Here is a 23,907-nt window from a genome sequence, read left to right on the forward strand (position 1 = left end):
GCACCCTCCCCCTTTCCAGCCATGAATCCCCCTGACTCGCCGCCCGAGAACCGCGGCGGTTTTTCCACCCTGCGCACCCTTTTCCCCTATCTCTGGCCCCCGGGCAGGACGGGGCTGAAGGTGCGCGTCGTCGCCGCGCTGCTCTGTCTGTTCGCCGCCAAGGCGGCGACCGTCTATGTGCCGCTGATCTACAAGCACGCCATCGACGAACTGGGCAAGGGCGCCCCCGGCGCCGTGACGGTACCGCTGGGGCTGATCCTGGCCTACGGCACCGCGCGCGTGCTCTCGCTGCTGTTCTCGGAACTGCGCGACGCCATCTTCGCCCGGGTCGGCCAGCACGCCATCCGCGCGGTCGGCCTGCGGATCTTCCGGCACCTGCATGCCCTGGCGCTGCGATTCCATCTGTCGCGCCAGACGGGCGGGCTGACCCGCGCCATCGAACGCGGCACCAAGGGCATCCAGACGCTGCTGTCGTTCCTGCTGTTCAACATCCTGCCGACGTTCTTTGAAATCGGCCTGGTCTGCATCGTGCTCTGGAAGATGTTCGACGTCTGGCTGGCGCTGGCCACCGGCGCGACCGTGATCCTGTACATGGCCTATACGCTTGCCGTCACCGAGTGGCGCGCCAAGTTCCGGCGGCAGATGAACGAGACCGACTCCGAGGCCAACACCAAGGCCATCGAAAGCCTGCTGAACTACGAGACCGTCAAATACTTCGGCAACGAAGAGCACGAAGCGCGCCGCTACGACGCGTCGTTGACCCGCTATGAGCGCGCCGCCGTGCGCAGCCAGGTCAGCCTGTCGATCCTGAACGTAGGCCAGGCCGCGATCATTTCCGTCGGCCTGACGCTGGTCATGTGGATGGCCGCCACCGGCATCGCCGAAGGCCGCTACACGCTGGGCGACTTCGTCCTGGTCAACACCTACCTGCTGCAGCTGTACCAGCCGCTGAGCTTCTTCGGCTTCATCTACCGCGAGATCAAGCAGGCCATCATCGACATGGAACGCATGTTCGAACTGCTGGGCCAGGACCGCGAAGTGGCCGACCGCCCGGACGCCCAGCCGCTGCAGATCGCGGGCGGCCAGGTCGAATTCCGCGACGTGCATTTCGGCTACGACGCGCGCCGCCCCATTCTGAAGGGCGTCAGCTTCACCATCCCGGCCGGCAAGACGGTCGCGGTGGTGGGCACGTCCGGGGCCGGCAAATCCACGATCGCCCGCCTGCTGTTCCGCTTCTACGACGCCGACAGCGGCGCCATCGTCGTCGACGGCCAGGATGTGCGCGACGTCACCCAGGCCAGCCTGCGGGCGGCGATCGGCGTGGTGCCGCAAGACACCGTGCTGTTCAACGACACCATCCACTACAACATCGGCTACGGCCGGCCCGGCGCCACCGACGCCGAAATCGAAGCTGCCGCCCGGCTGGCGCACATCCACAACCTGATCATGACGATGCCCGACGGCTACCAGACCATGGTGGGCGAGCGCGGCCTGAAGCTGTCCGGCGGCGAGAAGCAGCGCGTGGCGATTGCGCGGACGATCTTGAAAAACCCGGCCATTTTCCTGTTCGACGAAGCCACCAGCGCGCTGGACACCCACACCGAACGCGAAATCCAGGCGAACCTGCGTGAAGTCAGCCAGGGCCGCAGCACGCTGATCATCGCCCACCGGCTGTCCACGGTCGCGGACGCGGACGAAATCATCGTGCTGTCCGAGGGCCGCGTCATCGAACGCGGCCGCCACCCGCAGCTATTGGCCCAGGGCGGCGTCTACGCCGGCATGTGGGCCCGCCAGCAGGACGGCGCCGTCGCCGTCCCCGCCGATTGACAAGCCCGCCGCCCTGTCCGAAGATCGCACCCTTTTCCCAAAAGGCCCACCATGCAGGATGTTTCCGCCGCCCCCGAAGTCCGAGTCTGTGCCGCCGCCGAGCTCGTCAACGGCGGCCTGGGCGTGAAAGTGCCGGTGACCGACAACTCGGGGCGGACGACGGCATTCTTCGTGCGCTATCAGGACCGCGTCCACGGCTACCTGAATCGCTGCGCCCACGTCGGCGTCGAACTCGACTGGGAAGGCAGCTTCTTCACCCGGGCCGGCGACCTGATCATGTGCGCGCGCCATGGCGCGACGTACGAACCCGACACGGGCCTGTGCGTAGGCGGACCGTGCAAGAACGGCCGCCTGACCGTGCTTGCCGTCGATGAACGCAACGGCGACGTGTTCTGGCAGCCCAGCGGCAAGATCCGCCCCCTGGACGAGCCGGCCTGACGGCGCGGCTCATCCCTAGGCGCCGGCCACCGCCACCCGGGCCGGCTCGCCGCGTTCCGCATAGCGGCGCGCCAGGACGGCGCAAACCATCAGCTGCATCTGGTGGAAGATCATCAGCGGCAGCACCACCACCCCCATCTGCGCCGTGCCGAACAGCACGGCCGCCAGCGGGATGCCCGAGGCCAGCGACTTCTTCGATCCGCAAAAGACCAGCGTGATCTCGTTTTCCTTGGCCAGGCCCAGCTTGCGGCTGCCCCACGTCGTGATCAACAGCACCGCCCCCAGCAACAGCGCATTCACCAGCACCATCGTGGCCAGGTCGATCGCGGGAAACGCGTGCCAGATGCCCTGCGCCACGGCTTCGCTGAACGCCGTGTAGACAGCCAGCAGGATCGAGCTGCGGTCAACCTTGGACAAGGCGCGGTTGTTGCGCTGGGCCCACGCGCCGATCCACGGCCGCAGCAGGCTGCCCACCGCGAACGGCAGCAGCAGCTGCAGCAGGATGCGGCCGGCATCGGCCAGCCCGTGCCCGCCGCCCTGGCGATGCAGCAGCACGGCCACCAGCAACGGCGTCAGCACGGTACCCAGCAGATTCGATGCCGTCGCCGCGCAAATGGCGCCGGGCACGTTGCCGCGCGCCATGGACGTGAACGCGATGGACGACTGCACGGTGGAAGACAGGGTGCAGACGAACAGCACGCCCAACCACAACGACGGCGTCAGCAGGCCGGGGAACAGCGCCCGCAGCCCCAGGCCCAGCGCCGGAAACAGGATGAAGGTGCAGGCCAGGATCATCGCGTGCAGGCGCACATCCTTCACGCCCGCCACGATGGCGTCGGTGGACAGGCGCGCGCCGTGCAGGAAGAACAGCAGCGAAATGGCCACGTTGCTGGCCACCATCATGAACGACGCGCCCTTGCCCACTGCAGGGAAGAAGCTGGCGAAGACCACGGTGGCGATCAGGGTGAGCGTGAAGGAGTCAGGCAGGAAGCGGCGCATGGCGAAAAGGTTTTCCGGGTAGTTGCGGAAAACTATAGGCGCCCCTCTTGCCATCGTGAAGCCCACTGATTACTTTAACTGTTATCGGAAAATCCCATGACAAACTTTCGCCGCCATGCTTAATCCCCTGTGGCTCAAGACCTTTGCCGCCGCCGCCGCCGCGCCCAGTTTCACCGAAGCCGCGCGCCGCCTGGGCCTGACCCAGCCCACCGTCAGCGAACACGTCCGGCAGCTGGAGCAGGCCGTCAACCGCCGCCTGTTCCTGCGCGACACGCATTCGCTCGCGTTGACCAGCGACGGCCGCAGCCTGCTGGTGCACGCGGAAATCATCCTGGACGCCCATGAACGGGCCGAACGGCTGTTCGATGCGCCCCGCCTGCGCGGCCGCGTCCGCCTGGGAACGTCTGACGATCTGGCAATGGGGCCGCTGCCCGACGTGCTGGCCGCCTTCCGCCTGGCCCATCCCGAAGTGGAACTGGACCTGACCATCGGCGTCACCAGCGAGCTCTACAAGCTGCTGGACGACAACGGGCTGGATGTGATGATCGGCAAGCGCCGCCGCGGCGACCGCCGGGGCCAGACCCTGCACAAGGAGGCCCTGCTGTGGCGGGCCAAGGAAGGCTTGCGCATCGCCGCCGATGAACCGCTGCCGCTGATCCTGCTGCGCGAACCCAGCGTGACGCGCACGCTGACGCTGGATGCACTGGCGCGTGCCGGCCGCAGCTGGCAGATCGTCTGCACCAGCACCAGCTACGCCGGCTGTCAGGCCGCCGCCCGCGCCGGCCTGGGCATCACGGTGCAGCCTTCCCATCTGTCCACGGCTGGCTTGGCGGCGCCCGCCGCGGCCGCCCACTTGCCGGCCTTGCCGCAAGTGGAATTCATCGTCATCGCTGCCCCCGCCCCCAACAAGCCGACGCGCGCGCTGGCCGAGATCCTGATGCGCAGCACGTTAACGTGATGCGCGCTACTCCGGCAGGTGGTCCGGCACGCCGTCCTCGTCCACGCTTTTCACGCGGTCCAACGCGTTGCGCGCCGCCGACATGGCTTCGATCGCGCTGCGGAAACGCCGGCTGACGAAGATCTCGAAGGGCTGGCCTTCGGGCTTGTCCGCGTCCGTGTCTGTATCCAAATCGGCGGGCGGCGTCCCGGCGGCGTTCGCGTCCGTACCCGCCTCCGCGGGCTTGGCCTTGGGCGCAAGGCGCCTTGTCTCCAGGAACGCGCGCGCGGGCGTGCGGCCCTCGGGTTGCGTCGCGTACGCCACCACCGAAAATCCGTTGATCGTCTTCTCTAGCATTACGGTTCCCTATCGCCGCAGCCAAAGGCGGCGCAGCTCGTTGTTAGCGACAACGGCCGGCGATAAGAAAACTTAAGAACCCGATGGAAATCCGGAATTGATCTGCATCAACCCCGGCCTCGTACCCGTGTATACGCCCGCGATTACACCCGCAATCACACACGCGACTCTATTTTGTCGACGTGACGGCGTTCATGCGCACGCGCACATAATCCGCCACCTGTTCCAGCACTTGCGAAAGATGGCCGCGCAGCAGTTCAAAGCCCGCGTTGCGCTCGCGCGTGGCCTCGTCCATGTACAACGGGCGCCGGATCTCCACTTGCAGGCTGTGCCGGTTCAACGCCGGCTGCCCGATCTGCGCGATCAGTTGCACGCCCTTGTAGGGATCGTTGCGCGCCACCGTGTAGCCCAGATCGCGCAGGGCCTTCTCGATCAGCGCGATGAACTCGGGCTCGCAGGTCGTGCCGTCCCGGTCGCCCAGCACGAAGTCCGCCAGCGGATGTTCGCTCTGGCGGCCCAGGCGCTCGTAGGCGTCGTTGGGCATCGAATGCAGGTTCAAGTGCCAGACGGCGCCAAAACGCTGCTCGACCCGGCCGATCGCCTGCGACAGGGCCGCATGGTAGGGCTCGTAATACGCCTGGATGCGGTGCCGCACTTCGTCCAGCGTCAGCTTGCGGTCATAGATCGGCGTGGCCTTGTCCATCCGGCGCCAGATCAGGCCCTTGCCCAACCGGGTCTTCTCGCCCGGTTCCAGCGGTTCGGGCCAAGGCTCGGCCAACAGCTCCGGGTCCAGGTCCTGCAAAGTCCGGTTCGGGTCGATGTACACGCGCGGGAAGTTCGCCGCGATCAGCGTGGCGCCCAATGCGGGCGCCGCCGACCACAACGCATCCACGTGCGTGTCTTCGCCCTGGCGCAGCTGCGAACGCGTCGCGGCCGCCCCGAAGTCTTCGGGGTAGCGTTCGCCGCTATGGGGCGAATCACAGACCAGCGGCAACGCCGGCCCTTGGGGTTCATGCACGGAAACCGCGTTGAAGTCGGCGTTTCTCATCGTCAGTCAGCCTGGATGTTGGCGGCCTTGGCCACCTTGGCGTAGCGGGCCAGGGCCTGTTCGATCTGGACCTGGAACTCTTGCGGGGTCGTCGGCATCAGCGTACCACCCACGTCCTCGGCCTTCTTGCGGAACTCGGGGTCCTTCATCGCGGCGCGCACAGCCTGGTTCAAGCGGTCGACCACTTCGGGCGGCGTGCCTGCCGGCGCCACCAGGCCGAACCAGCCGCCCGTGCCCATGTCGGGATAGCCCAGCTCGATGTAGGTAGGCACGTCGGGCAGCAGCGGTGAACGCTCGGCCCCCAGCACAGCCAACGGACGCAGCTTGCCGCCCAGCACCTGCGGCAAGGTCGACGACAGGTTGTCGGTGATCGCATCCACCTGCCCGCCCATCACGTCGTTCAGGGCCGGGCCCGCGCCGCGGTACGGCACGTGCAGCAGCTTGATGCCGGACAGCATCATGAAGTTCTCGATGTTCACGTGGCCCAGCGAGCCCACGCCCGGGGACGCGAAGCTGTAGCGGTCGGCCGGTGCGCCCTTTGCCAGCGCCACGAATTCGGCCATGTTCTTGGCCGGCAGGTTCGGGTTGATCGCGAAGATGCTGGGCACGGCCACCACATTGGCCACCGGCACGAAATCCTTCACCGGGTCGTAGTTCATCTTGCGGTACACGGCCGGGTTCGAGCCGTGCGTGCTCATCGTGGCCATGCCGATCGTGTAGCCGTCCGGCGTGGAACGCGCCACTTGCTCCATGCCCATCGAACCGCCGGCGCCCGCCTTATTCTCGACGACGATGGTCTGCTTCAGGTCGCGCCCGGCGTACTCCGCCACCAGGCGGGCGACGATGTCGGTCGAACCGCCCGCGGCGAACGGCACCACCAGCTTGATGGGACGGGAAGGATAGTCGGCGGCTTGGGCAAAACCGGCGAAGGACAGGGTGGCGAACATGCCGGCAAGCGCGAAACGCGCGGACCGGCCCAACTGGCGGCGGGACATGGGGCGACTCCGAAAATTGAAATGTCGTTGTGGGTTTGCAGATACGGCCGCCAGTGTCCAAACTTTACGATCGCCTTTCAAACGACTATATTGCATTCCTTCATTACCAAAGATCATGCTCAATGCGCCTGCACTCGCCGTCCATGTCCGAGCTGCATGCCTTCATCACGGCAGCGCGCCTTGGCAGCTTCACCCAAGCCGCACAGACGCTGTGCGTGACCCAGGGCGCCATCAGCCGCGCCATCTCCCGCCTGGAAGCGCATTTCGGCCAGCCGCTAATGCATCGGAACGCGCATGGACTGACCTTGACCGATACTGGGCGCCGCCTATACGAAGGGGCTCAAGCGCCGCTTCACCTCATCGAGGCGCTCAGCACGGAGTTGCGCGCGGACGACCGTCGGCTGCGCCTCACGCTATCTACCGTCCCGACGCTCGCCAGCACCTGGCTGGTACCCCACTTACCCGACTTTCATCGACGTCACCCCGATATCCAGCTCACTTTCGCCGCGTATCGCCGCCACGAGGATTTCTCGGGAGCCACGCCTGACGCCAGCATCCTGTTCGGCACGCCCGAGCAATGGCCGGGTTGCCAGGCCGACTACCTGTTCGGCCGCGACGTAGTCGTCATCTGCGAGCCCGGACGACTCGCGGCACGGCAGGCGCAAGGACGATGGACAACCCCCCACGGCTTGCTTGAAGAACCGTTGCTGTATCACTCGAACAGCAAGGACAACTGGGCGAAATGGTTCGCCGCAGCCGGCGTGGCAACCGACGCGGTCACGCTGTTCAATGGATTCGACCAGGTGTCCATCCTGGTCCGCGCCGTCATGGCCGACATGGGGATCGCGGTACTGCAGCGTTGCCTCGTGCAAGACGAGCTCCAGTCCGGCCGCGTGGCCGCGCCCTTCCCCGACCTGGCCATCCGGCTAAGCCGCGGCTACCACCTGTGCGCACCGGCCCAGCGCCGTGACCACTACGCGCTGGCCTGCTTTCGCCAATGGCTGCTGCAGACCGCCCGCGCCGACCTCGCTGTGACGGCGGCCAGCTCCGCCCCTAGGGACCAAGCTGAATGGAAGCATGGTGTTTCAGACCAAGCCTGAAAATCATTTCAAAATAAAATGGGCCTCTTTTCAGAGGCCCAATTTCCTTGCGGCAACGCAACGCGACTCAAGGGGCCAGCTTGAAGCCCAGGTCCACGCCCCACTTATCGGTTTCACGCAACCATTTCGCCCCGCAACTCAGGCAGCGGAAATGGTCTTCACGGCTTTCCTCACGCCCTTTCTGGGTCGGATTGGTGAAACCTTGATGTCCCAGGTGCGAATGCGGCGCAACGCCTGACAGCCCCGGGTTAATGCGTTGGCAAGCCAAGCACATAACGCTCATTGATGCTTCCCCACAAACAGTGTTAGCAAATTGTAAGGGATTTCACCAATGTTTTTCTATCAAATCATGACAGCAGAACGACAATAATTGTTAACGCCGCAATTAAACAACGTCGGGCAAGGCTGCCAGACAGGTCGCCAGGTGGTACGGAGAGGTCGACGGCATGTCGGCCCGCACCACCGCCCCGCTTACGTCCAGACACTCGAACCAGCCCCCGTCGTGCAGAAAACGTGCTCGGAAATCGGCCAATCCCACCGTCAGCGCGGGCCAATCGCCCAGCACCGCCAGGGTCCGCAGGTATTCAGTCTGCGCCCAGATGCGCCGCGTGTCGTCGATGACGGCGCCCGATTCGTCCAACGACGCCAGCACGCCCGGCCCCCCCGCATCCACGCCATGCTTGCGGGACCACTGCACACCGCGCGGCAACGATTCCACCAAATCCAGACCATCGAAGACTTCTGCCGCGCCCTGCACCAGCGACAGCCACTCGAACTGATGCCCGGGCTCAAGCCGATTGCCGGCGGTGCCCTGCAACGCTTCCGAAATGCACTGGGTGGGCGCATGCACGAAGAACTGGGTGATCCCCTGCGCCAGGCTGCGCAAATGCTGCGCGAACAGCGCAGGCTCGGCCACCTGGGCCGCAGCCAGATACGCCTCGGTCAGATGCATCATGGGATTCTGCGCGGGCGGGCGCAGCGGCTGGCTCAAGTCCGGGCTCAGCGCAGCGTGGTATAGCCCATCGCGGGTCTTGAAGCGCGACTCGATCGTCGCGGCCGTCGCCAGCATGAGCTTGCGCGCATCGGCGTGGCGGCTGCGCTGAAAATAAGCAGCGGAAGCCAACACGATGAACGCGTGCGTGTACAGATCCTGGGTTTCGTCCAGCGGACGCGCATTGGCGTCCACGCTGTATCGCCAGCCGCCGTGCGCCTCGTCGCGGAACACGCGGCGCAACGATGCGAACAAGCGGTCGGCATGCTGGCCGGCAGCCACGCCCGGCGCCTGAGAAAACACGTACAGCTGGCGCGCGCATGCCATCGCGCGATAGCGCTGCGGCGGAAGCGGCGCGCCCGTCGCGGCATCCAGCGATTCATAAGGCAGACCGGTTGCGTCATTGAAGCCCTGGCCCATCCACAGGGGCAGGATGACGCGATCGAAATGTTCGCGCAATGCGCGGATATGCTGCGCGAGAGAGTGGTTGGTCTGTGCGGCAGTCATCTTGGAACGACGCATGCCCGAATAGGGCCCCAGGTTTTGGAGCCGCAACGATAACCGAAATTTTCGTCGCAAACTGTCGAGCATTCTCCGCAGCGTCATGCGCACACAGACCGGTTTAACCGCTTCGCTTCGCCCAGGGCGATTGCCCTATCGGAAGATATTTTCCTCAACCCAGTTCTGCGCGAAAATTTCCGCGCGATCACGTGCTTCGTCCAACGAAGCGCAGTTGCCCAAGTGGGAAAATGCGGCATCCACTTCGGTGCCGCCCTCGGCCGTTACCGTCAGCAAAACGCCATATCCGCCGGTATCCATGGCCGCTGTGGAAACGTCGATCAGTACTTCCTGGTCACGATGCTGCATGTGCTACCTCCCAGTCGGTTACCTAAACGCGTGAACCACGCGTGACGTGGCGGGAGCAGAAATCCCGCATAAATAAATAGACCTGAAAGCGTCACGCAAGTTCATCTTACTGGCGACGCAGCATGTGCGATACGTCCGGAAGATGCCAAATCGAACATTCAGTCTCAGGAGATTCCCGTACTGCGCCGCCAATGCACGTGAACTCGCGACATACAGCGAAAACATTCGCAAACTTTGCGGATATTTGGGCAGCGGGGGCTCAAGAAGCCGTGATGCGGGGATGATTGATTTGCAGCTGGACCAGCAATGCTGCGGCTGCCAAGCCACGCCGGCGCGGTGCCGGTCAACGCACGTGTATCGCGCCCGGCTCTTCCATGCGCAGGGCGAGCTTGCCCTTTTCGGTGATCATCCAGCGGCCGTCTTCACCGGCCTGAATGCAGCGCAGGGTGACCAGCGCCTCTGCGACGTGCTTGGGCACGTCGGCTTCTGCGGTGCCGGCCTCGGCGCTGTCTGAAACAAGCCGCAGCCAATGACCTAGTTCGCCCTTCTGGAAACGATGCAATGCCATGCGTGATTCTCTCTTGAATCCCTCAACGATAGCATGCCGGCCGCGCCGCTCTCGGCTACGCCAGCAGCTTGGGGACCGACGACGCCAGCAGCGCGATGCCGGAAAGCGTCAGCAGACCCAGCACGATCCGGCGGAACGCAAGATCGCTGATGCCCACGTACAAGCGCGCCCCCAGCAGCGTGGGCACCAGCATCGCGGGCACGATCATGGCGAACATCGGCAGCATGTCGCGCGTCACCACGCCCGTGAACACATAGGTGGCCATCGTCACCGCCAGCATGGACAAATTGAAGTTCTGGATCACGGAGCGCTGCACGTCGCGGTCGAAGCCTCGCAACGTGCACCACAACGTCGGGATGACGCCGGTGAACCCGCCGATGCCGCCCATGATGCCGCCCACCGCGCCCGCCACGCCGTCCGCCACCTTGCCGCCCGCGGTGATCCGCGGCAGCCGTGTCGCAAACAGCATGATCGGGCACCAGATCCCCAGCAGTCCGCCGATGAACGCCTTGAATATCAACGGTTCCAGATGCGGCAACAGCATCACGCCCAGCGGTATCCCCGCAAGGCCGCCCACGATGAAGGGCAACAGATGCGTCATCGCGAAACCGCGCCGCACCGTGAAGGCAGCCAGCAATTGCCCGGTCAGGGAACCGAACACCGCCATCGCGGCCGCCAGCCTGGGGTCGATGGTCCACGCCCAGAACGACATGGCCACCATCCCGAACCCGAAACCCGACAGGCCCTGCACAAACCCCGCGGCCATGGCGCCCACCACGACCAGCACATATAGCGAATCCATTTCAGCCCAGCATCCGGATGACGTGCCGGGCCCTCCCCGGCGCCAGCCATTCTAGAGCGTTCTACGAAGGACGCAGCACCATCGGGCGCTTGAATCGCGCGGCCACGGCGGAGGCCGCCACGCTCGCGCCGATCAGCGACAGGCCCAGCACCAGGTCGGCCGACATGCGCTCGTGGAACACCACCGACGACACGATGAGGCCGATCACCGGCACGCACAGCATCGCGATGGACGTGGCGGCAGGCGGCATCTTCTGCGTCATGCCCAGCACGACGATGAAGGTCAGCGCCGTGGCCAGCGGGCCGGTGTAAAAGATGATGGGCCAGGCCTCAGGCACCGCCAGAAAGTCCGGTGCACCGTCACGCATCCACGCCAGCGCGGCCAACGGCACGGTGGCGATAGCGGTTTGCCACGGGATCATGTCCGCGCCCAGGCGCACATGGCGATTGCCGCGCAGCTGGATGATGTTGCAGGCCCACGCGAACGAGGCGCCCAGCAACATGGCCAGGCCGATCACCGTATGCGCCTGCCATGGACTGAACGCAGGTGCGACGATCACGCCGATGCCCGCATAGCTCAACGCCGTCGCCAGCCATTGCCCCGCCGACAGGCGCTCTTTCAGGATCAGCGCCGACAACGGGATCACCCAGATCGAGGTCGCGTAGGCGATGACGGACGCGCGCCCGGGCGCCACGTACTGCAGGGCCCACAGCGCCAGCGCCGTGAAAGCCCCCATCTGCAGCAGCGCCACGCCCGCCACCAATGGCCATTCCTGGCGCGTCGGCAATCGCAAGCGCCCCATCGCGCCCAGCACCAGCACGCTGATCAGCGCCGCCGACCCGAATCGGCTGGCCGCCAGCCAAAGCGGACTCATGTGCGCCAGGCCCAACTTCATGACCGGCCAATTCCCGCCCCAGACCATGACCGCACCGATCAATGGCAAAAACTTGCGCAACGCGCTCTGCTGACTCATTACTGCTCGATCTACCGCTTGATTATTCTGCACTTTGGCCGACTGACCAAAGGAAGAAATAGTCTATAGGGTAAACCCCGGCATTTTTCACCTCAATTCACTTCGATAAACTACATTTGCAGCACAACAGAACTGCATATCGATAACAGCTAGGTGACTTATGCCGGAAATTAACCTGGATGCCACTGACATCCGAATTCTGAACGAACTCCAGCGCGACGCGCGCCTGACCAACGTCGAGCTTGCCGCCCGCGTGAACCTGTCGGCCTCGCCCTGCCTGGCACGCGTCCGCCGCCTCGAAACCGAGGGCCTGATCGACCGCCGCGTCACCTTGCTGAACGCGCGCAAGCTGGGCCTGAAGGTCAACGTGTTCATCCAGATCTCGCTGGACAAGCAGCGCAAGGCCGCCCTGGACGTCTTCGAACGCGAAATCGCCGTCCTGCCGGAAATCATGGAGTGCTATCTGATGTCGGGCGACGCCGACTACCTGATCCGCGCCCTGGTGCCGGACGTGGACGCGCTGGAACGCCTGATCGTCGAACACATCACGCGCATCCCGGGCGTCGCCAGCATCCGCTCAAGCTTCGCATTGAAGCAGGTGCTGTACACCACCGCCGTCCCGCTCGCCTGACGATACGGCGCGACGCTTTCGGAAACTTGCGGGATGCCGCCTGCGCCCGCACAATGGGCGCGTCGGCCGCAGTCATGCCGGCATCCCTCCCATCGCTTAGCAAGGAGCAAACCATGCCCGAAACTGAATGGTTCCCCGGCGGCACGCTACCCGATCGTCAGGGCTACTTTGAAGTGGAATTCGACACAGGCGAAACTGAAATCACGCGCTACGGCATGCTGGGTTGGGAACCCGAGCAAGAGCGCGGCCACATCGTGCGCTGGCGCGGCCTGGACCCGAAAATCGAAGAAGCCGAAATGCAACGCGAAAGCGCCGTGCGCAACAACGGCGACACCCTGCTCGGCTGAAGCCGCCGCCCCAAATACAAAACGCCGCGGAGCGCTTTCCGCGGCGTTTTGTTTGTAGTGCTACGCGCTTACCAGTTGAGCTTGGAGATCTTGGTGCCGGCCAGCGACACGCCAGCCATCAGGCCGCCGTTGTTCATCACGAAACCGACAACGGGCTGCTGCGCCGTATTGGTATCGATGCGGCCGTTCGCGCCCACGTTCACGACCGCCACCGTCGCATCGGCGCCCACGGTCCAGCCGCTGCTGTTGCGGAACTTGTTCAGCGCATCGTCCGTCATGAAGAGCAGGACCATGGCCTTGGATTGCGCGCCGGCCTGGAAGCCGACGGAACCCGCGGTCGTGCTGTAGTAACCCGAATTGGCGCCGCCGACCCGCAGCACGCCATTGCCGTGCTCGGCACCCACGATGAAGCTGCCGCTCAGCACGTCAGGAAACACCAGTACGCCCCTGGCGCGCGCCACCAATTCCTTGGATTGTGGCGAGGCCTCGTACAGCTTGGTCAACGTAGCGTTGGCCGCGCTGTTCATCGACTCGCGCTTCTCCGCTGAGGTCGCGGAGTCTTTGGGGCTGGTGGTGGAGCAGCCTGCGAACAGCAGACTCGCTACACCGATGGTCGCGGCCGCCAGGCCAACACGACGCAGGACAGGAAAAGTATCAAACATGGAACTCTCCTTTTTGTTGTCATCCGCTACCACTGTACCGGCCAAACCCACCGGTATACGGCACGCGATTGTGATAAACGAAACAAAACCTACCAGATGCCGCCTTCCTGATGCTTGACGCGGGCCTTGCTACTGGGCTTTCCTTACCGGATCTTGAACACATTTGGTAGGGCAATTACCCCGGTCCGCGCCCTTATAGAATGCCATAACGAGGCTCGCCCGTCGCCTGGTCCACCGAAACAATCCCCGAGAGCACCAGTTCGGCGTGGCGCCTGGCCACCCCCGCATCCGCGAACGTCACGAATCGGGGCAGCGACCAGCGCTGTTGGAAATCACCGGCGCCCGCGCGCCGGACCGTCACTTCGATGGCCAGAACGCCCGCGTCCAGACTCACGATCTCGCAACCCACTTGAAAGCCATCGATATGGCGCTGCGGCCACGCGCTCATGCTTATTGCTCCTGAATCGAATGCGTCCGGGCGCAATATGCCAAAAAAAAAAGCGCTTGAAAAGCAGTCCTTTCAACGGGTTATGGCGTACTAACCGAGGTAGTGCAGACGCATCTTGCGGCGGACAAAAAACGGGCGAAATCGGGCCTTTTCGACGCCGACCGGCCTTTTTTCCGGATTGCCGAAAACGATGCGCGACCAGCCTACTTCTGCGCCGCCTCTTCGCCCTGCGGCCGGATCCACTTCGACGCCCACAGGTCCTCCCCCCGCTCCAACGCCGCGCCCAGCGCTTTACGGCGGCGCTGGGCGACAGCGGCCAGCAACGCGTTGCACACCGAAAACGCCGCGGTATAGGAATCGAATGGCGACGCGCTGGAACTGCGTGCGATCAGCACATGGTGTGCCTGCGCCGCCGCCGGCGCCGATGCCGCATCGGTGATCAGCACGACCTTGCCACCGCGCTGCCTGAAAACCTGCACCGCATTCGCCGTCGCGACGGAATACCGCCTGAACGTGAACGCCAGCAGCACATCATCCGCGTCGATCCACAGCAATTGGTCTTCCAGGAACATCGGCCCCGCCCCGCCCATCGGCCGGACCGACGGCAGGCACAGGTTCAAGTACAGCGCCACATGGCTGGCCAATGGCGCCGCCTGCCGCAAGCCCAGCACATGCACGCGGCTCTTGCGCTGTGTCAGCAGGCGCACGGCGGCTTCGAACGCGCCCACATCGATCGCCGCGAACGTCTCTTGCAGGTTGTGCTGGTCATGCAGCAGCGCGTTGTGCAGGCATGCCCGCGCGGACGGGTTGTCGCCACTGACCGCATCGGCGCGTTCGCCCGGCGAAGCCAGCCGCGCCGTCACTTCCGCGCGCGCCTCCATCTGCGCCTGCGCATAGCTGCCGTATCCCAGCTTGGCCAGCAAGCGAACGACCGTGGACGCGCTGGTGCCTACGCGTTTGGCCAATGCGGTCGCCGATTCCAGCAGGCTTTGCGGGTAACGCGCCTGCATTTCCTCGACCAGCAGGGTTTCCATCCTGCTGAGTTTCTTGGCGTAAGTGGCGATGCGTTGGTTCAGATTCATGATGGCAGCGATTCCGCGAAGGAGCGGTTCTAGGTGATAACCCCAAATTCCACAACGTTCATTGCATCTTATATTTATATATGCAATATATATTGCAAAATAGACCAATCCGACCGCCACCACAAGAGAGCGTCTTAAAGGCCGGCGCCCTGCCCCCCGCCCGAAAACCAGACCCCGCAACACCCATCCCATGCAAAATCCTGCTTTCGAACCCGACACCGCCCCCCTCGAAGTCCTGCCCCGCGACCTCTCGGCCTACCGGCAGGGCAACACCGGCATCCCTTACGTCCACCGCTTCGAGTCCGGCGTGCCCGGACCGCACGTGCTGATCAACGCGATCACGCACGGCAACGAGATCTGTGGCATGGTCGCCGCCACCCATCTGCTGGACACCGGCGTGCGGCCCAAGATCGGCACGCTGACGGTCAGCTTCGCCCACGTCGAAGCCTACGAGGCCTTCGACATCGACCAGCCCTACGAAAACCGCCAGCTCGTCCACAACCTGAATCGCATCTGGTCGGCCGCCATGCTGGACGGCACGGAAGACAGCCCTGAACTGCGCCGCGCCCGCGAACTGCGCCCGGTGCTGGACGCCGCCGACTTCGTGCTGGACATCCACTCGACGCGTGCCCCGGTGCAGCCCTTCTGGGTCTACAACGAAATGGACCGCAACACGGCATTGGCCGCCGCCGTCGGCGCGCCACTGGTGCACCTGGTCATGCCCCAGCACAAATTCCCCGGCACAGGCGTCATGGGCTACGGCCACCACGGTGATCCACTGTCCGACAGCGGCGGTTCGCTGGTGGTGGAATGCGGCCAGCACTTCGCCAAGTCCGCCGCTGAACTGGCGACCGATGTCACGCTGCGGTTCCTGGCGCACACGGGCCTGATCGACGCGCCGGCCGACGCCACGCCGCCCCCGGCTCCGCAGCGGTACCGCTTGCTGGAAGTCCATATGGTGAAGTCCGAAGACTTCCGCTTCACGCGCCCGGTCATCGGCTTCGAGACCTTCAACAAGGACGAGCTCATCGCCACGAACGGCACCGAAGAGATCCGCTCGCCGTGCGACCACTGCACGATCTTCATGCCGACCCGCATGCCGATCGTCGGCCGCGAAGCCGTCTATCTGACGGTCGCGATCTAAGCGCTACCGCAACGCGCGAACAGATCCGGCACATCTCCGTGCCGGATCTGCCCTATTCATAGATCCGGGATCAGGCGCTTGCCCAGACTGACCACCTCGTCGCACGAGAAGCCCAGCGATTCGTAAAAGCCCTGCACGGCGACGTTGCCCGTGCGGATCAGCAGATTGATCTTGGGGCACCCCATTTCCAGCAACTTACGCTCCACGGCGCGCATCAGCACGGTGGCGTAGCCCCGCCGCTGATGTTCGGGCGACACGGCAAGATAGTTGATCCATCCGCGATGGCCGTCATAGCCGCCCATCAGCGTACCGACGATGGCGCCCTGCGCCTCGCCCACCAGAAACAGGTCAGATTGCACGGTGAGCTTGCGGGCGATGTCCTTCACCGGATCGTTCCACGGCCGGGTCAGGCCGCAATCGCGCCATAGCTGGACGATGGCAGCCTCGTCGGCGGGATGGTAGGGCCGGATGGAAAGGGCTTGTTGGGTCATGCTTCGTTCCTTGGACAAAGGGTACGAAGGCCTGGCGATACGCCTCGCGGACGGAATGGATAGCGCACAAACAAAAAGGCCACGAGGGGTATCGTGGCCTTCAGGAGGAAGCGCTGAAAACTCAGCGCCTGAACGTGACTTGCCACTCAACGTAGACGTCGAGTGATTCGTCGGTTATCTGCCCGGCATGCCGGCGCGGAGTGCATTGCGTTCATGCGAAAGAGCATACACGAGCCCCCGCGCGGCAGGCAATATCGGCACACGCCCGAATCAGGATGCCGCCGGCGCAGGCAGCGTCCCTTCCATGACGATGACCGCCTGGCCCGCCACCCCCGCCCAGACGCCGTCGGCACGGGGTTCGGCGTGCGCCAGCAACAGGCTGGCCCGGCCCATGTCCACGCCCTGCCCCACGCGCAAGCGCAACAACGTGTCGCCGCGCAGCGACGCGCGCAACGCCGTCATCGCCGCCGTCGCGCTGCCCGTGGCGGGGTCTTCGGTCATGCGTCCGGTGAACATCCGGGCCTGGATGTCCGTCGGCGCGTCCTCGGTATCCTCGGCCGTGTCCGTCGTATAGACATAGATGGACTTCGCGCCGTCCAGCGGCAGCAGCGCGGCATAGCCGCCAGCGTCCGGCGCCGCACGTCGCAGCGCATCGCGGTTGCGTAACTGCGCGACCAGGAAGATCAACCCCACCGAGACCACCTGCGGCGCATGCTCGGACGTGTCGATATCGGACGGGTCCAGCTTCAATGCCCGGGCCACCGCGGCCACCGGCACCTGGCTCGCGCGAGACAACGGCTGGGGCGCCAGAAGCTCGACGCCGTCCACGCCCTTGGCGCCCGCCGCAAGCGAGATCCGCACCAGACCCGCGGCCTCTTCGAACACGAACGCATCCGGCGCCGGGCGTCCGGCGGCGATCATCTCGCGCGCCAGCACCACGGCCGTGCCCACATTCGGATGGCCCGCGAACGGCACCTCGCGGTCGGGCGTGAAGATGCGCACCCAGGCGGTATGCGCCGGGTCTTTCGGCGGCAGCACGAAGCTGGTCTCCGAATAGTTGAATTCCCGCGCGATGCGCTGCATCTGCGCGGATTCCAGCCCCTGGGCATCCAGCACAACCGCCAACGGGTTGCCGCTATAGGGCTGGGTGGTGAAGACATCGGCGGTGACGTATCGGTAGCGCATGCAAGCTTCTCTTTGTCCGGCGGGAAAGACGCAGTATGCAAGGACGCAGCCATGGCGCGACAGGCACAGAACCGCAGAACTTTCGCCATAACAGCGCGGCTTGGCCCCTGCGTCGAGTAACCTGTCTGCGAAGGACGCATCCGCGCCCCAATGCACGCTTACCCCGAAAGGAATGCACCATGGAAAACCCTTTTGGCGACTCCGACGAACCGTCCAGCGACCACCGGCAATATCTGGTCCTGATCTCGGCATCGAAAGACAACGCCTCGCTCGCCCAGAAGCTGCTTGAAAACCTGAAGAAGCATGTCGATGAACGCGCCGCCCCGTTGTGGATCGACGCCAAGGGCATCGGCGTCCTGTTGACGACAGATCTGGTCGCGTCCGACATCTGGCGCGAAATGTTCCAGAAGGAACCGGGCCAGGACTACGGCGATACGCGCAATATGCTCGTGCTGGAAATCGGCCGCGATTGGGCCGCCCGCCGCGACGACAAGATCGAACACTGGCTGGCCAGCCACGTCGGCAATCCGCTGCCGCCCGCGCCGCGCAAGGCAGACAAGCGGCGTTGAATCCCTGCGCAACCCCATCACAGACCGACGCCCATGATCCGCACGCTGACCGCCCTTTCCCTGACGCTGATCGCCGCCGCGGCGCATGCCGCAGGCGCCAAGGATTACACCGCCCAGTATGATCGCTGCCTGTCGGAGGCTGGAGCCACCAACAACACCTCGGTGCTGAATTGCTCCAGCACGGTGTCGGCCTCTGTGAAGTCTGAAATCAACGCGCTGTACGGCAAACTGCATGCGCGTCTGGCGCAGCAATCGGCGGAAGACGCCGATAAGCTGGAGCAAACCCAAAAGGCTTGGCTCGCGTACCGCAACGGCCAATGCGACCTTGCCACCTCTTACGTCGGTTCACCGATGTTCGGCTACTGCCCCATGCGGCTGAACATTCAACGCGCCGATGAATTGAGGGAACTGCTGGGCGACTGATCTCAGGTGCTGCGGCCGCCCTGCGCCTGCTCGCGATATGCGACGGCGCACATCGTCGCGGCCGTCACCACCAGCGCGGCGCAAAGCACGACGCCGACGATGCCAAGCGCAATCGCGGCAGCGGACATGTCCGAGATGGCCGTCGAAAGCAAGGCGCCCGCAATCACCAGAAGTACCCCCAGCAAGAACAGAATTCCCATCATCGGCCACGCGTGCACTCGGCTCCCCTGACGGGTCCGCCAAAAATCGCAACGCCCCAAGATCGCCGCCCGCGCGAAGCTCTGGGAAAAGGTGCTGACCAGATACAGCGCCGGCACCCATATGGCCGCAAGCGCCAGGAACAGGGACACGAAGAACGCGCTATCGGCAACGCCATCCAGCCCAAAGTAAATCAGGATCGGCACTCGGGCGGTGGCGTACATCAAGCCCGTGCCTATCGCGATAAGCAGCACGAGCAAGGCAAGGACTTTCCACTCCGATCGCCCCCAACGCCAGTCCGCGATATCGGCATGACGGCCCGGCACGATCTGCCGCGACCAAGCGGTAGCCATGCGCGTCAAGGCCAGCACATTCACGATGACGAACAGGAAGAATCCGGAATACACCAGCGACAGGTGCGGCAGCAGCAGCGTGATCGGCAGCGTCAGGACAAACACGGAAAATGCCCACGGCGTAGACCGCCATAGACTGCCACCCTGTTGACGGAGCGTGCTTGCCGTCAACGCCAAATAGCGGTTAGCCGGGAGAGAGGTCGACACGGAGGTCCTTTGCACGAGAGCGTTGGTGTAATCCGCAGGAGTTATACCAGCACTTCGTGCACCCGGTACCGCATCCGGGCGGCCCCTACCCTCTTGCCAGCACCAACACGGCGCTACCGCTGAATTCCCCGTACTCGACGTTCTTGTCGAAGTCGAGCTTGTCCGTAACCTTAAGACCGTTTGCGCCTTTCTCAAGGGTCACTTTGGTGCTTAACCGCTGGCCTTCTACGTACAGCCATCCGGCTTCAACGCGGTTCAGATAAGGAATGCGTGTTCCCATTCGAAGGAGGTCCCATATCGCGAATGAATGCGGCCGCATGGCGTAGCGCACGCAAGCGTGCTGCGTTGGCTTGGGAAACGAAGTACGGCAAGCCGGCGCATCCGGACTTCGCACGGCTTCGCGTGCACGATCTAAAACATACGTTTGGGCGTCGGCTCAGAGCTGCAGGCGTTTCGCATGAGGATCGTCAGGTGCTGTTGGGCCACACGAATGGCAGCGTCACGTCGCACGACTCTGCCGCGGAGCTGGGCAAGCTGATCGAATTGGCCAATCGCATTACACGCACCAATGATCAAACGCCTACGTTGACGGTATTGCGCCGACAACAATAGAGCAAAGTCCCCAGAAAGTTCCCACAATGAGAAAGGGGGTTAGTGATTAATATCACTAACCCCCTAGGGTATTGCTGGTCGGGACGGCGGGATTCGAACTCGCGACCCCTTGCACCCCATGCAAGTGCGCTACCAGGCTGCGCTACGCCCCGAAAGAAAAAGAGTATAGCAGAACAAAAATTTGTTTGCACGCAGTGGTGCAAAAAAAGTGCTGAATACTCAAAAAAATTTGCGCCTCATGTTCGTCGCCTGCACATACTGCGTGCAAGGCGGCGCACAAGGCGCAACGTACTGCTTGCTTGCACCGCGCACGCTTCAAGCGCGACACGCGGTGCAGGTACTGCGTTCGATCAAACGATCTTGGACGGCAATGAATTCAGCACTTAAGCGGCCGAACCCACGGTGCTGCTGGTGGCACCGGCCGGTGCGCTGGCCGCCGTGTTCGCCGGCAGCCCCAACGCATCGGCCAGCATGGTCGAGACGTTGCCGAGCTCGTTGCGCAGGGCCTGCATTTCAGCACCCGACAAGCGCACGGCGGCGTCTTGATCATGCGGCATGTCGCGCGCATCGCCCAGACGATTACGTGCGCCGCTGATCGTGAAGCCTTGCTCGTACAGCAGGGACCGGATGCGGCGGATCAGCAGCACTTCGTGATGCTGATAGTAGCGGCGGTTGCCGCGGCGCTTCACGGGCTTGAGCTGCGTGAATTCCTGTTCCCAGTACCGCAAGACGTGTGGCTTGACGCCACACAGCTCGCTGACTTCACCGATGGTGAAGTAACGCTTGGCGGGAATGGGCGGTAAGGTAACGGTGGGTTCAGTACGTGTCATAAGCGAATTTTATGCCGCGCGGGCGCTGGAAGCCGATAACAATTACCGACAAAGCGTATCACTCCGCGGCGTCGGGTGCAGCAGGGGTCGCCTGCTCCACCACGCTCTTGAGTTTCTGACTCGCGTGGAACGTGACCACGCGGCGTGCGGCGATGGGAATGGTCTCGCCGGTCTTGGGATTGCGGCCAGGGCGCGGCGGCTTGTCGCGCACCTGGAAATTGCCAAAGCCCGAAAGCTTGACCGAATCTCCGCGCGCCAGGGCATCGCGGATTTCTTCGAAGAACGTATCGACGATGTCCTTGGCTTCGCGTTTGTTCAGGCCGACCCGCTCGAAGAGCAGTTCGGCCAGCTCAGCCTTGGTCAGAGTGCGCGGCTCGGCAGCAAGCATACTGTTCCCCATGGTTCAAGCACGCTGGCGCGCGCCGTGAGCACTGACCAATGCATCCTTGATGCGGGACAGGCAATCCGCCACACGGGCTTCGTCCAGAGTGACCTCAGTGTCCTGTAGCCAGAATCGGAAAGCAAGGCTTTTCTCGGTGACGGGTTCGCTGCCGTGGGCCTTCTCGCGCCACACGTCGAACACGCGGACATCCTGCACCACGGCCAGTTGCGCATCCGCCTTGACGGCCGCGGCCACGGTGTCCAGCATCGATTGCGTGGACACGGGAGCATCGACCCACAACGCCAGATCGCGCACCACCACGGGCTGGCGCGACAGTTCGCGCACCTGCGGCAGTTCGCCTTCGGACAAGGCATCCACGTTCAATTCGAACACGACCGGCGCATGCGCCAGATCTGCCTGCTGCGCCCAACGCGGGTGCAGTTCACCGATCCAGCCGATCGCGCGGCCATCCAGTTCAATGCGGGCGCTGCGGCCCGGATGCAGCGCGGGATGCGCGGCGGCTTCGAAACGCAAGCGGCGGCCGCGTGCGCCGAACAGCGCTTCGACATCCATCTTCACGTCGTAGAAGTCCACCTGGCGCGTCGCGGCGCCCCACTGCTCTTCCACCGCCGGGCCCCACGCCGCGCCAGACAGGCGCATCGGCTGCTTCACGCCCGCCACTTCCAGCGGACCGTCCTGGACGGATGCGTCGCGCATGAACACCCGGCCCAATTCAAACAGGCGCACGCGCGACTGCTTGCGATTGGCGTTGTGGCGGATGTTGGCGATCAGGCCGCCGATCAGGCTGGAACGCATGACCGACAAATGGCTGGCGATCGGGTTGACCAGGCGGACCGGCGTGTCGTTGCCGGCGTAGTCGCGTTCCCAATCCGCTTCGACGAAGCTGTAGTTCACGACTTCCTGGTAGTCCTGCGCGGCGGCCAGGCGGCGCAGCGCATGCGCGCCGCGATGCACTTCCGGCTGCGAGAACATCTTGGCGCGCGCCATCGGCGGCACGTCGGGGATGCTCTCGAAACCGTAGATGCGGGCCACTTCCTCGATCAGGTCTTCTTCGATCTGGAGATCGAAGCGGTACGACGGCGGGCTGACGATGAAGTCGTCGCCTTCGACCGTGAATTCCAGGCCCAGGCTGCCGAAGATCTTGGCGACCTGCTCTTGCGTGACGGGCACGCCCAGCACGCGGTGGCAACGCGCCAGGCGCAGGCGCACGGGCGGACGGGCCGGCAGGTTGACGATCTGGTCGTCGATGGGGCCGACCTGGCCGCCGCAGATATCGACGATCAGGCGCGTGATGAATTCAAGGTGCTCAGGGATGCTGGCGTAATCCACACCCCGCTCGAAACGGTGGCTGGCTTCCGAGCTGAACTTGTAGCGGCGCGCGCGGCCGGCGATGGCTTGCGGCCACCAGAACGCGGCTTCCAGATAGATGTTCTGCGTATCCAGCGTCACGGAGGTGGCTTCGCCACCCATGATGCCGGCCAGGCTTTCCACCTGGTCGCCCGCCACCACCACGCCCACCTTGGGGTCGAGCGTGACGGTCTGGCCGTTCAGCAGTTCAAGCGTTTCGCCTTCGCGCGCCCAGCGCACACTGATGTCGCCGCCAATCTTGTCCAGATCGAACACGTGCGACGGGCGGCCCAGTTCCAGCATGACGTAGTTGGAGATGTCCACCAGCGCGGACAACGAACGCTGGCCGGCGCGCTCAAGGCGCGTCTTCATCCAGTCGGGCGTTGCGGCGCGGGCATTCACGCCGCGGATCACGCGGCCGCCGAAACGGCCGCACAGGTCAGGGGCTTCGATCTTGACGGGCAGGCGCTCATCCAGCGTGACCGGCACGGCGACGGCGGTCGGCACGGACAGCGGCGCCCCCGTCAGGGCAGCCACTTCGCGCGCCACGCCCAGGATCGACAGGCAGTCGGCGCGGTTGGGCGTGAGCTTGAGCGTGAAGAGCGTGTCGTCCAAGTCCAGCGCTTCGCGGATGGACTGGCCAGGCACCATGTCGGCGGGCAGTTCCAGCAGACCGGCATGGTCTTGCGACAGGCCAAGTTCGCGGGCCGAGCACAGCATGCCCGACGATTGCACGCCGCGCATCTTGGCCACGCCGATCTTCATGCCGCCAGGCAGTTCCGCGCCCACGCGGGCCAGCGGCACTTTCAGGCCGGCCGCCGCGTTCGGCGCGCCGCAGACGATTTGCAGGCGCTCGCCGGAGCCGTCATCCACTTGGCAGACGCGCAGCTTGTCGGCGTCGGGGTGCGGCGCGATGTCGACGATATGACCCACGACCACGCCGGTGAAGGCGGGTGCGGCGGGCACGGTGTCTTCGACTTCCAGGCCGGCCATCGTGAGCCGGTGCGCGAGTTCATCGGTTGCGATCGGAGGGTTGACCAGCGTACGCAGCCAGGATTCGGGAAATTGCATGA

30 protein-coding genes and 1 tRNA gene are annotated in these 23,907 nt (G+C 64.4%); 10 read left to right on the top strand and 21 right to left on the bottom strand.

The window, feature by feature from the left end; genetic code table 11:
• Positions 1 to 21 precede the first annotated feature (21 nt).
• Both A9973_RS18095 and A9973_RS18100 read left to right on the top strand, forming a co-directional pair.
• Positions 22 to 1,827 carry an ABC transporter ATP-binding protein/permease gene (locus tag A9973_RS18095; RefSeq protein WP_183015107.1) on the top strand — a complete coding sequence of 602 codons (1,806 nt, stop codon included), beginning with the start codon at positions 22 to 24 and terminating at the stop codon, positions 1,825 to 1,827.
• Positions 1,828 to 1,878: 51 nt separating this feature from the next.
• The gene (locus tag A9973_RS18100) at positions 1,879 to 2,265 is read left to right on the top strand and encodes a Rieske (2Fe-2S) protein (protein WP_183015108.1); all 387 of its coding nucleotides are present in this window, start codon (positions 1,879 to 1,881) and stop codon (positions 2,263 to 2,265) included.
• A 15-nt stretch (positions 2,266 to 2,280) separates the two neighbouring features.
• Here A9973_RS18100 and A9973_RS18105 read toward each other — a convergent pair whose 3' ends face one another.
• A complete protein-coding gene (locus A9973_RS18105; protein WP_183015109.1) occupies positions 2,281 to 3,264 on the bottom strand; it encodes a bile acid:sodium symporter family protein in 984 nt (327 codons plus the stop codon).
• 115 nt (positions 3,265 to 3,379) lie between these two features.
• On the opposite strand from A9973_RS18105, the gene A9973_RS18110 reads away from it, so the two are divergent.
• Positions 3,380 to 4,222 carry a LysR family transcriptional regulator gene (locus A9973_RS18110; protein WP_183015110.1) on the top strand — a complete coding sequence of 281 codons (843 nt, stop codon included), beginning with the start codon at positions 3,380 to 3,382 and terminating at the stop codon, positions 4,220 to 4,222.
• Between the two features lie 6 nt (positions 4,223 to 4,228).
• On the opposite strand, the gene A9973_RS18115 is transcribed toward A9973_RS18110, so the two are convergent.
• The 3 genes from A9973_RS18115 to A9973_RS18125 all read right to left on the bottom strand — a co-directional run bounded on the left by A9973_RS18115 (position 4,229) and on the right by A9973_RS18125 (position 6,601).
• Complete coding sequence (locus A9973_RS18115; RefSeq protein WP_183015111.1) at positions 4,229 to 4,558, bottom strand: hypothetical protein; 330 nt, start codon at positions 4,556 to 4,558, stop codon at positions 4,229 to 4,231.
• A 169-nt stretch (positions 4,559 to 4,727) separates the two neighbouring features.
• Positions 4,728 to 5,606 carry an N-formylglutamate amidohydrolase gene (locus tag A9973_RS18120; RefSeq protein WP_183015112.1) on the bottom strand — a complete coding sequence of 293 codons (879 nt, stop codon included), beginning with the start codon at positions 5,604 to 5,606 and terminating at the stop codon, positions 4,728 to 4,730.
• A gap of 2 nt (positions 5,607 to 5,608) precedes the next feature.
• Positions 5,609 to 6,601: a tripartite tricarboxylate transporter substrate binding protein gene (locus tag A9973_RS18125; RefSeq protein WP_183015113.1), complete on the bottom strand. Its 993-nt coding sequence runs from the start codon at positions 6,599 to 6,601 to the stop codon at positions 5,609 to 5,611.
• A gap of 122 nt (positions 6,602 to 6,723) precedes the next feature.
• On the opposite strand from A9973_RS18125, the gene A9973_RS18130 reads away from it, so the two are divergent.
• Positions 6,724 to 7,701: a LysR substrate-binding domain-containing protein gene (locus tag A9973_RS18130; RefSeq protein WP_183015114.1), complete on the top strand. Its 978-nt coding sequence runs from the start codon at positions 6,724 to 6,726 to the stop codon at positions 7,699 to 7,701.
• Positions 7,702 to 7,768: 67 nt separating this feature from the next.
• Here A9973_RS18130 and A9973_RS31385 read toward each other — a convergent pair whose 3' ends face one another.
• The 6 genes from A9973_RS31385 to A9973_RS18155 form a co-directional block, all read right to left on the bottom strand.
• Complete coding sequence (locus tag A9973_RS31385) at positions 7,769 to 7,984, bottom strand: hypothetical protein (RefSeq protein ID WP_082386981.1); 216 nt, start codon at positions 7,982 to 7,984, stop codon at positions 7,769 to 7,771.
• Between the two features lie 102 nt (positions 7,985 to 8,086).
• Positions 8,087 to 9,199 carry an AGE family epimerase/isomerase gene (locus A9973_RS18135; RefSeq protein WP_183015141.1) on the bottom strand — a complete coding sequence of 371 codons (1,113 nt, stop codon included), beginning with the start codon at positions 9,197 to 9,199 and terminating at the stop codon, positions 8,087 to 8,089.
• 147 nt (positions 9,200 to 9,346) lie between these two features.
• Entirely contained in the window at positions 9,347 to 9,559 is a 213-nt protein-coding gene (locus A9973_RS18140; RefSeq protein ID WP_006218759.1) for a hypothetical protein, read from the bottom strand.
• 343 nt (positions 9,560 to 9,902) lie between these two features.
• Positions 9,903 to 10,127 (bottom strand): hypothetical protein, encoded by a 225-nt coding sequence (locus A9973_RS18145; RefSeq protein WP_183015115.1) that lies wholly within the window; start codon positions 10,125 to 10,127, stop codon positions 9,903 to 9,905.
• 55 nt (positions 10,128 to 10,182) lie between these two features.
• Complete coding sequence (locus tag A9973_RS18150) at positions 10,183 to 10,929, bottom strand: sulfite exporter TauE/SafE family protein (protein ID WP_183015116.1); 747 nt, start codon at positions 10,927 to 10,929, stop codon at positions 10,183 to 10,185.
• 61 nt (positions 10,930 to 10,990) lie between these two features.
• Positions 10,991 to 11,902 carry a DMT family transporter gene (locus tag A9973_RS18155; protein ID WP_183015117.1) on the bottom strand — a complete coding sequence of 304 codons (912 nt, stop codon included), beginning with the start codon at positions 11,900 to 11,902 and terminating at the stop codon, positions 10,991 to 10,993.
• 160 nt (positions 11,903 to 12,062) lie between these two features.
• Between A9973_RS18155 and A9973_RS18160 the strand changes: the two genes are divergently transcribed.
• Together A9973_RS18160 and A9973_RS18165 are read left to right on the top strand one after the other, a co-directional pair.
• Positions 12,063 to 12,533, top strand: a complete 471-nt coding sequence (locus tag A9973_RS18160; protein ID WP_006226939.1) for an Lrp/AsnC family transcriptional regulator — start codon at positions 12,063 to 12,065, stop codon at positions 12,531 to 12,533.
• A gap of 113 nt (positions 12,534 to 12,646) precedes the next feature.
• Positions 12,647 to 12,880, top strand: a complete 234-nt coding sequence (locus tag A9973_RS18165) for a hypothetical protein (protein ID WP_183015118.1) — start codon at positions 12,647 to 12,649, stop codon at positions 12,878 to 12,880.
• A 68-nt stretch (positions 12,881 to 12,948) separates the two neighbouring features.
• Here A9973_RS18165 and A9973_RS18170 read toward each other — a convergent pair whose 3' ends face one another.
• From A9973_RS18170 to A9973_RS18180, 3 genes are all read right to left on the bottom strand, one after another.
• Positions 12,949 to 13,542 carry a YSC84-related protein gene (locus tag A9973_RS18170; protein WP_183015119.1) on the bottom strand — a complete coding sequence of 198 codons (594 nt, stop codon included), beginning with the start codon at positions 13,540 to 13,542 and terminating at the stop codon, positions 12,949 to 12,951.
• Between the two features lie 193 nt (positions 13,543 to 13,735).
• Positions 13,736 to 13,990 carry a hypothetical protein gene (locus tag A9973_RS18175; RefSeq protein WP_183015120.1) on the bottom strand — a complete coding sequence of 85 codons (255 nt, stop codon included), beginning with the start codon at positions 13,988 to 13,990 and terminating at the stop codon, positions 13,736 to 13,738.
• Positions 13,991 to 14,193: 203 nt separating this feature from the next.
• Positions 14,194 to 15,072 (bottom strand): MurR/RpiR family transcriptional regulator, encoded by an 879-nt coding sequence (locus tag A9973_RS18180; protein ID WP_183015121.1) that lies wholly within the window; start codon positions 15,070 to 15,072, stop codon positions 14,194 to 14,196.
• A gap of 190 nt (positions 15,073 to 15,262) precedes the next feature.
• Here A9973_RS18180 and A9973_RS18185 point away from each other — a divergent pair, with 190 nt between their 5' ends.
• Positions 15,263 to 16,216: a succinylglutamate desuccinylase/aspartoacylase family protein gene (locus A9973_RS18185; protein ID WP_183015122.1), complete on the top strand. Its 954-nt coding sequence runs from the start codon at positions 15,263 to 15,265 to the stop codon at positions 16,214 to 16,216.
• A gap of 56 nt (positions 16,217 to 16,272) precedes the next feature.
• On the opposite strand, the gene A9973_RS18190 is transcribed toward A9973_RS18185, so the two are convergent.
• Positions 16,273 to 16,707, bottom strand: a complete 435-nt coding sequence (locus A9973_RS18190; RefSeq protein WP_183015123.1) for a GNAT family acetyltransferase — start codon at positions 16,705 to 16,707, stop codon at positions 16,273 to 16,275.
• Positions 16,708 to 16,977: 270 nt separating this feature from the next.
• Positions 16,978 to 17,892, bottom strand: a complete 915-nt coding sequence (locus tag A9973_RS18195; RefSeq protein WP_183015124.1) for a PhzF family phenazine biosynthesis protein — start codon at positions 17,890 to 17,892, stop codon at positions 16,978 to 16,980.
• Between the two features lie 179 nt (positions 17,893 to 18,071).
• On the opposite strand from A9973_RS18195, the gene A9973_RS18200 reads away from it, so the two are divergent.
• Both A9973_RS18200 and A9973_RS18205 read left to right on the top strand, forming a co-directional pair.
• A complete protein-coding gene (locus A9973_RS18200) occupies positions 18,072 to 18,461 on the top strand; it encodes a hypothetical protein (protein ID WP_183015125.1) in 390 nt (129 codons plus the stop codon).
• 33 nt (positions 18,462 to 18,494) lie between these two features.
• Positions 18,495 to 18,884, top strand: a complete 390-nt coding sequence (locus tag A9973_RS18205) for a lysozyme inhibitor LprI family protein (RefSeq protein ID WP_183015126.1) — start codon at positions 18,495 to 18,497, stop codon at positions 18,882 to 18,884.
• A 2-nt stretch (positions 18,885 to 18,886) separates the two neighbouring features.
• On the opposite strand, the gene A9973_RS18210 is transcribed toward A9973_RS18205, so the two are convergent.
• A complete protein-coding gene (locus A9973_RS18210; protein WP_183015127.1) occupies positions 18,887 to 19,540 on the bottom strand; it encodes a hypothetical protein in 654 nt (217 codons plus the stop codon).
• Positions 19,541 to 19,727: 187 nt separating this feature from the next.
• Positions 19,728 to 19,922 carry a hypothetical protein gene (locus A9973_RS30980; protein WP_220805561.1) on the bottom strand — a complete coding sequence of 65 codons (195 nt, stop codon included), beginning with the start codon at positions 19,920 to 19,922 and terminating at the stop codon, positions 19,728 to 19,730.
• 23 nt (positions 19,923 to 19,945) lie between these two features.
• On the opposite strand from A9973_RS30980, the gene A9973_RS18215 reads away from it, so the two are divergent.
• Positions 19,946 to 20,254, top strand: a complete 309-nt coding sequence (locus A9973_RS18215) for an integrase (RefSeq protein ID WP_255469212.1) — start codon at positions 19,946 to 19,948, stop codon at positions 20,252 to 20,254.
• Between the two features lie 75 nt (positions 20,255 to 20,329).
• Here A9973_RS18215 and A9973_RS18220 read toward each other — a convergent pair.
• The 4 genes from A9973_RS18220 to pheT form a co-directional block, all read right to left on the bottom strand.
• Positions 20,330 to 20,406, bottom strand: a tRNA-Pro gene (locus tag A9973_RS18220).
• Between the two features lie 231 nt (positions 20,407 to 20,637).
• Entirely contained in the window at positions 20,638 to 21,084 is a 447-nt protein-coding gene (locus A9973_RS18225) for a MerR family transcriptional regulator (protein WP_183015129.1), read from the bottom strand.
• A gap of 58 nt (positions 21,085 to 21,142) precedes the next feature.
• The gene (locus tag A9973_RS18230; protein WP_006218744.1) at positions 21,143 to 21,484 is read right to left on the bottom strand and encodes an integration host factor subunit alpha; all 342 of its coding nucleotides are present in this window, start codon (positions 21,482 to 21,484) and stop codon (positions 21,143 to 21,145) included.
• A gap of 3 nt (positions 21,485 to 21,487) precedes the next feature.
• On the bottom strand, positions 21,488 to 23,905 hold the full coding sequence (pheT, locus tag A9973_RS18235) for a phenylalanine--tRNA ligase subunit beta (RefSeq protein ID WP_183015130.1): 2,418 nt from the start codon (positions 23,903 to 23,905) through the stop codon (positions 21,488 to 21,490).
• Positions 23,906 to 23,907 lie beyond the last annotated feature (2 nt).

The organism is Achromobacter sp. UMC46, assembly GCF_014170335.1.
In the GTDB taxonomy this organism is placed as follows: domain Bacteria; phylum Pseudomonadota; class Gammaproteobacteria; order Burkholderiales; family Burkholderiaceae_B; genus Achromobacter.